Source organism: Funiculus sociatus GB2-C1 (assembly GCF_039962115.1).
Lineage (GTDB): Bacteria > Cyanobacteriota > Cyanobacteriia > Cyanobacteriales > FACHB-T130 > Funiculus > Funiculus sociatus.
Window position 1 is genome coordinate 1 of record NZ_JAMPKJ010000128.1, and the last position, 5,648, is coordinate 5,648.

Annotated in this window: 5 protein-coding genes; 3 read left to right on the forward strand and 2 right to left on the reverse strand. The window is 44.2% G+C overall.

Features of this window, described 5'->3' with window-relative positions; all coding sequences use genetic code 11:
- Positions 1 to 617: 617 nt before the first annotated feature.
- On the reverse strand, positions 618 to 2,102 hold the full coding sequence (gatB, locus tag NDI42_RS28550; RefSeq protein WP_190453048.1) for an Asp-tRNA(Asn)/Glu-tRNA(Gln) amidotransferase subunit GatB: 1,485 nt from the start codon (positions 2,100 to 2,102) through the stop codon (positions 618 to 620).
- Between the two features lie 80 nt (positions 2,103 to 2,182).
- Entirely contained in the window at positions 2,183 to 2,596 is a 414-nt protein-coding gene (locus tag NDI42_RS28555) for a hypothetical protein (protein WP_190453051.1), read from the reverse strand.
- Positions 2,597 to 3,089: 493 nt separating this feature from the next.
- Between NDI42_RS28555 and NDI42_RS28560 the strand changes: the two genes are divergently transcribed.
- The 3 genes from NDI42_RS28560 (at position 3,090) to NDI42_RS28570 (ending at position 5,380) form a co-directional block, all read left to right on the forward strand.
- Positions 3,090 to 3,830, forward strand: a complete 741-nt coding sequence (locus NDI42_RS28560; protein WP_190453054.1) for an LmeA family phospholipid-binding protein — start codon at positions 3,090 to 3,092, stop codon at positions 3,828 to 3,830.
- Between the two features lie 261 nt (positions 3,831 to 4,091).
- Entirely contained in the window at positions 4,092 to 4,826 is a 735-nt protein-coding gene (locus NDI42_RS28565) for a redoxin family protein (protein ID WP_190453057.1), read from the forward strand.
- A 131-nt stretch (positions 4,827 to 4,957) separates the two neighbouring features.
- Positions 4,958 to 5,380 carry an acyl-CoA thioesterase gene (locus NDI42_RS28570; protein WP_190453060.1) on the forward strand — a complete coding sequence of 141 codons (423 nt, stop codon included), beginning with the start codon at positions 4,958 to 4,960 and terminating at the stop codon, positions 5,378 to 5,380.
- Positions 5,381 to 5,648 lie beyond the last annotated feature (268 nt).

Genomic DNA, 5,648 nt, shown 5'->3' on the forward strand with positions numbered 1-5,648 from the left:
AATCGTCGAAAAAGATTTGGTTTAAGGTTTAATCTGATTGCTGCTCTCTACAATTACGAGCTTTGCCTCCCCAAAATCAAATCTTCCTGAGCGACTTTTGCAAGAGGTCTATTAATTAATGACATCGCTTAACCTCTCCCCAATCCCGCTTCACCTCTGGCTCAACCTCTCCTATACGGACACGGAAAAGGAAGATTTTTTTACGGGACGGCTTTTAATTTTCCCTTTCCCGGAGTAGGGTTGCGGGGTTAGCTCGTTAGGTCGGTCTGATCGCAGAAGTATTGAGAAGTGGCAACAAAAAAAAAGGAGAGTCACTTGGGCGACTCTCCCGATCATCAGGGTGCATCTACTAAACAAAATATAGCAGTTGGGGGTGAGGGGTGTCACCCCCTATTTTGTTTTTTTGATAAATTTTTCTGATTTTTTGTGAAGCAGAGACAATTGAAAGTTCTCTTAAATCAGCAGCCAAAGGAATTGCAGCTATTTGTGACGAATTACAATGTCAATCGAGAATAGCAACGTGAAAAACGCGATCGCCTGTTGCATATCCGTTACATGGCGAAATATTCCCATTACAACTAACCCCTCCCGTGGACGGGGAGGGGTTGGGGTAGGGTTTAACTGTTCAACTTCTGTTGGATCAACTGGTTCGTCACCTTAGGATCTGCACGTCCACCAGTTTGCTTCATCACCTGTCCCACAAAGAAACCAAGTAGCTTGGTTTTACCGCTGCGATACTGTTCTAATTCTTTGGGGCTTGCTGCTATAACCGCATCGATAATTGTTTCAAGTTCGCCAGTGTCGGAGATTTGCACTAAACCTTTGCTTTCCACCAGCGCTTTCGCAGAACCGCCGTTAGTGAGTAGTTCTGGCAGAATTTCTTTGGCGATTTTGCCGCTGATGGTGCCATCTTCAATTAAGGAGATGAGTTCAGCTAGATTTTCGGGTTTCAGGGCAATTTCGGTGATGCTGAGTTTATTGTTGTTAGTGTAGGCTGTAATGTCACCCATCACCCAGTTAGCAGCTTGTTTGGGATTAGCTTTATGCTCAACAGCAGCTTCAAAATATTCTGCCACTGTGCGGTCTTCGGTAAGGACGCGGGTATCATAGGGAGATAAACCCAATTCGCTTTCATAGCGATCGCGTTTTTTGGCTGGCAGTTCCGGAAGTTGTGACTTCCACTGTTCCAGTTGTTCCGGGGAAACTTGGATAGGTGTCAAATCCGGTTCTGGGAAGTAGCGGTAATCGCTAGAGCCTTCCTTACTCCGCATACTGATAGTGCGTTGAGAGCCTTCTTCCCACAACCGCGTTTCTTGAGCAATTCTTTCGCCCGATTCGATGGCTTGAATTTGGCGGTCGATTTCGTACTCTATCGCCCGTTGAATGGCGTTAAAGGAGTTCATGTTCTTGATTTCGACTTTGGTGCCAAATTTTTCCTGACCAACTGGACGCACGGAGATATTCACGTCGCAGCGCAGGGAACCTTCTTGCATATTACCGTCGCTCACGCCAAGATAACGCAGAATCCGACGCAGTTCTTGGGCGTATTCTGCGGCTTCAACTCCCGAACGCATATCGGGTTCTGAGACAATTTCTACTAGAGGAACGCCTGTGCGGTTGTAGTCTACCAGGGAGTAGGTGGAGCCTGAGAGTCGTTCGCTACCCGCGTGAACCAATTTCCCCGCATCTTCTTCCATGTGCAGGCGCGTGATGCCGATTTTTTTGCGAATTGGTTTCCCTTCCGCATCAGTTAACTCTATCTCTAGATAACCGTGTTCGGCGATGGGCAAGTCGTACTGGGAAATTTGATAGTTTTTGGGTAGGTCGGGATAAAAATATTGCTTGCGGTCAAATTTGCTGTAGGGAGCGATGCAAGAGTTGAGAGCCAGTCCAGCTTTGACTGCGTACTCTAGCACCTTTTGATCCAGCACTGGTAATACCCCAGGCATTCCCATACATACCGGACAGACATTCTGATTGGGTGTTGCACCAAATTCGGTGGAGCAATTGCAGAATATCTTGGTTTGGGTACTCAGTTGACAATGGGTTTCCAGACCGATGATGGCTTCGTATTGAGTTTTTACCGGAGCAGCAGTCGTCATAGTAGCTCTTTAAGCGATCGCAACTTTTGCAACTATATTTGCTCTATTTTAGCTTTCTCTTGACCTTTGCTGTCCTCGTTTCAATCAAAAATGACCTCTGGATTCATTTCTGGTGGGGTTTTCCAATTTATTCCGTACTTCTGGTTTAAAATGCGTTTCTTCTCTGCCCAGAACATATGACTAAAACCTATCTCTCTTGGATACTCAGCCAGGTTTTCGTCTGCTTCTTGCCCTGCGGCTTCTATTATTCTTCTGTATCTGGGGTCATATTCTTTTAAATCAGACTTAATATTTCCCGGAACGTTCACCAAGTTTAACCTAACCTGAACTTCCCTAATTAGCCTGGGAAAAACCAACGTTAAATATTCCTCCCGGTTCTGCAATTCTTCAAAGGCAGCGGCAGCTTGTGCTTTTTGGATTTGTAACTGTCTAGCCCCAATTCCTAATATATTTACAGTTAATATAATTCCCAGAATGACTTTTGATGCTTTCATTTACCAAACCTCATGCTTAGGTGTTGCCTAAAATATTAGCACCAAAATTAGACTAGCAACGGCTAAAATTTTGCTTCCTTTAGAGATAACCTGCGCTTGGGCTTATAGTTCTGAACGAGGAAATCGGTCTTTTTTCTCCATAACTAAAGTCAGGGGCTTTTAGCCTATATGCAGCATATGAAAGTGCTGTTAGGGTAGTGAGGTACTATCAACTGCTAGACTGTTTCGCTGGTCTTAAGGACTTTAACCTTATAAAACAATGGCTCCCTGGCTAATTTTCGCTAAAATTACAGCACTAGCGACATCAAACCAGGAAAAAACGATAACTTTAAAATAACTCATACTTCATTGCCATAAACAATGAACAACCTGAGGAATTTTATAGATATTCAGACAAATTGCAGATGACGGCTTCTACCAATATACAGATCCGCAACGGTTTTATTTGCGTATAAAGTAACGAGTAGCAGAACACAAATTGGAAAAATCCCTTATGTCACAACCACGGGTAGAGGCGCAAGCACTTTCGCAGGTACTACAAATGCGGCTTGGTAGCCTGCTGGATGCAGTAGAATTCATCGACGTAGATGTGCAAACTGACCTCAGTCAGATAATTCAGGGAGAGGCAAATTCGGTTTCTGTGGAAGGTCAGGGTTTGGTAATGCAGAAAGATATTCGCATACAGAATATGGAACTGCAAACAGATAACATTGCTATCAATCCCCTGAGTGCTATTGTTGGTCAAATTAAACTTGATCAGCCAGTAAATACTACTGTTCGTGTTCGACTAACAGAAGCAGATATCAACCAAGCATTAAACTCAGATTATATCAAAAGCAAGCTGTTTCCCATAGAGCTTTCTATAGATGACGAAATTGTAACTTTGGAACTGCAACTTCCTCTATCGCTTCACTTGCCTGGTGGCGAGAAAATGCAATTCACTGGAAGTATGCTAGTGCATAAAATACACAATACGCAGCAAATAGGCTTCAGCGCTGTTGCCTTACCTCGTACTGACAAGCATCCCGTATTGCTGGAGGAGTTTCGCTGCACCCCAGGAATGGGTATTTCGCTAGGACTAACTCTCGCCTTAATGCAGAAAGTAAAAGAACTGATGAATTTACCTTATTTTGAGTTTCCAGAAATAGCGTTTTGCATAAAAGAATTGGATGTGCAAGAAGGCACTATGGCGCTAATAATTGAAGCTCACGTATATGAAATTCCGTCTTCGTAAAATTGGGGCGGGTATTCTCTACCCTAAATTTGGCAAATCATAGGGTATTTTTAGGAATTTATCGGCTTTTAGCCGATAAATTCAACCCTGTCTCTGGCAATAACCATTTTTCGGCGCTTTGCTTTGTTGGGCACCAAGCATCTGCATCAGGGAGGCATAGGCAAGGCGCATTCGTAACTTTAAAGCGAGTCTATCCCTTGACATTTTGTACTCATAACGAGTACGCTTTGAAAGACTTTACTTAGTCAAGGAGCCAGATTCATGTTTGCCAATAGAGAAGGACAAAAAGTCCCCAACGTCACCTTCCGTACTCGTAAGAACAACGACTGGGTGAAAATAACTACTGATGATTTGTTTGCCGGCAAGACAGTGGTTGTCTTCTCTCTACCTGGTGCGTTTACTCCGACGTGTTCATCGACTCATCTCCCTGGCTATAACGAGTTGGCTAAGGTTTTTAAAGAAAATGGCGTTGATGACATTATCTGCATTTCCGTCAATGATGCCTTTGTGATGAATGAATGGGCGAAGGATCAAGAAGCAGATAATATAACTGTCATTCCCGATGGCAATGGTGAATTCAGTGAAGGGATGGGAATGCTGGTTGATAAAGCAGACCTGGGTTTTGGGAAGCGGTCATGGCGCTATTCCATGCTGGTAAAAGATGGCACCATTGAAAAAATGTTCATTGAGCCAGAAGAACCAGGCGATCCCTTCAAGGTGTCAGATGCCCAGACAATGCTCAACTATATCAACCCAGAGGCAACGAAGCCCAATTTGGTTTCCCTGTTTACAAAAGTGGGTTGTGGGTTCTGCGCTCGTGCTAAGAAGATGCTCGATGAGCGTGGCATGGATTACGAAGAAATTGTCTTGAGTAAGAATATTAGCACTCGCTCTTTACGAGCTGTCACAGGTGCAACAACGGTTCCCCAAGTATTTATCGATGGCAAATTAATTGGTGACTCCGAAGCGCTAGAAGCTTACCTCAATGCTGTGTAAGTAGAATTCAAAGAGGCTTTCATTGAGAGCGATCGCGCAACAGCAGCCCAGGCCACATAAACTTGATTCTGGCTTGCGAGTTGCGCGATCGCTGCTTCATTAAGAGCAGTTAATAGTAATTTTATCTAAGTATGCAAACGTCTCACAACCAGCAAAGGCCTCTGGAAGTAGAATTAGTATTGCCTGTAAAAACTTACGACATTGACTTTGCAGGGATTGTTAGTAATATTGTCTATATCCGTTGGCTTGAAGACCTACGTCTAGAAATTCTTGATGCCTATCTTCCTCTACAAAAAATGCTTGAAGATGGGATTGCTCCAATACTCCTACAAACCCAAATTGAGTACAAACAGCCAATTACTATTTTTGATGTGCCAATAGGTCGGATGTGGATGAGTAAAATGAAGAAATTGAAGTGGACTGTCACCGCTGAAATAGTCGCTGGGAAGGTAGCAGCAATTGCTGAACAATCGGGCGGGTTTATTAATTTATCTAGTCGAAAACCTGTGCTGATTCCACAGCAGCTTTATCAAGCATATTTGGAGCAGCAATAGTTCGTAGGGAATGTGAGCCGCCCCGATACTGCTTTGTTTCCCGCGCCTTTGGTGCGTGGCGTTTGAGGTACAACTCGCACGCTGGCGATCGCTCTCCCGGCGCGGATGCGCTCAGCCTGCTAGGGAGCGCTGATGAACTTCTCCCTTTCCTCCTCCTAGTGGTCTGTCAACAAGGAATTGACGGATATAACCGCTTCAATTTAATCCGGGCATCTTCGGTCGTAAATCGCCAATCTACAGGAGAAGAATTTTGATTTCGGCGTTGTTC